At 66.3% G+C, this 1,548-nt stretch carries 1 protein-coding gene; it reads left to right on the forward strand.

The annotated features are described in order from the left end of the window. A partial coding sequence (gene pgi, locus IE330_RS38410; protein ID WP_190140805.1) for a glucose-6-phosphate isomerase occupies positions 1–1,548 on the forward strand: 1,548 nt, incomplete at both ends.

The following is a 1,548-nucleotide window of genomic DNA, read 5'->3' on the forward strand; positions in this document are numbered from 1 at the left end:
TCTGCGGGAGCTGTTCGACGCCGATCCGGGGCGTGCCGGGCGGTACTCGCTTCAGGTGGGGGATCTGTATCTGGATTACTCCAAGCATCTGGTGACCGATGAGACGCTGGAGTTGCTGCGGGAGCTGGCGGCGGCGACGGATGTGTTCGGGTTGCGGGATGCGATGTTCCGCGGGGAGAGGATCAATACGACGGAGGGCCGTGCGGTGCTGCACACGGCGTTGCGGGCGCCGGCGGATGCGGTGGTGGAGGTGGACGGGCGCAATGTGGTGCCCGAGGTGCACGCGGTGCTTGAGAAGATGGCCGGCTTTGCCGGGCAGGTGCGTTCGGGTGTCTGGCGCGGGCACACGGGCAGGCCGGTCAGGAACATCGTGAATGTGGGGATCGGCGGTTCGGATCTGGGGCCGGCGATGGCTTATGAGGCGTTGCGGGCGTTCAGTGACCGGGATCTGACGGTGCGGTTCGTGTCGAACGTGGACGGGGCGGATCTGCACGAGGCGGTGCGGGATCTGGATGCGGCCGAGACGTTGTTCGTCGTGGCGTCCAAGACGTTCACGACGATCGAGACGATCACGAACGCGACCGCGGCGCGCCGGTGGCTGCTGGGGGAGCTGGGCGGGGACGAGTCGGCGGTGGCGAAGCATTTCGTGGCGTTGTCGACGAATGCGGAGAAGGTGGCGGCGTTCGGGATCGATCCGGCGAACATGTTCGGGTTCTGGGACTGGGTCGGGGGCCGGTATTCGTTCGATTCGGCGATCGGGCTGTCGTTGATGATCGCGATCGGTGCGGAGCGGTTCGGCGAGATGCTGGAGGGGTTCCGGCTGGTTGATGAGCATTTCCGTACGGCGCCGGCGCGGGAGAATGCGCCGTTGCTGTTGGGGCTGCTGGGGATCTGGTACGGCAATTTCCATGGGGCGCAGTCGCATGCGGTGTTGCCGTATGCGCATTATCTGTCGCGGTTCACGGCGTATCTGCAGCAGTTGGACATGGAGTCCAACGGCAAGTCGGTGACGCGGGACGGGCGGGCGGTGCAGTGGCAGACGGGTCCGGTGGTGTGGGGTACGCCGGGGACCAACGGCCAGCATGCGTACTACCAGTTGATCCATCAGGGCACGAAGCTGATTCCGGCGGATTTCATCGGGTTCGCGCGGCCGGTGGCCGGGCTGGGGGAGGATCTGGCGGGGCAGCATGATCTGTTGATGGCGAACTTCTTCGCGCAGACCCAGGCGCTGGCGTTCGGCAAGACGCCTCAGGAGGTGCGGGCCGAGGGGGTGGCCGAGGAGTTGGTGGCGCACAAGACGTTCACGGGGAATCGTCCCACCACCACGATTCTGGCCGGTGAGCTGACGCCGTCGGTGCTGGGGCAGTTGATCGCGTTGTATGAGCACAAGGTGTTCGTCCAGGGCGCGGTGTGGGGGATCGACTCCTTCGACCAGTGGGGCGTGGAGCTGGGCAAGGTCCTGGCCAAGCGCGTCGAACCGGCCCTGACCGAGGGTGCCGACGTCCCCGGCCTGGACCCCTCCACCACCGCACTGGTGAACAAGTACCG

The organism is Streptomyces longispororuber (genome assembly GCF_014656095.1).
Lineage (GTDB): Bacteria > Actinomycetota > Actinomycetes > Streptomycetales > Streptomycetaceae > Streptomyces > Streptomyces longispororuber.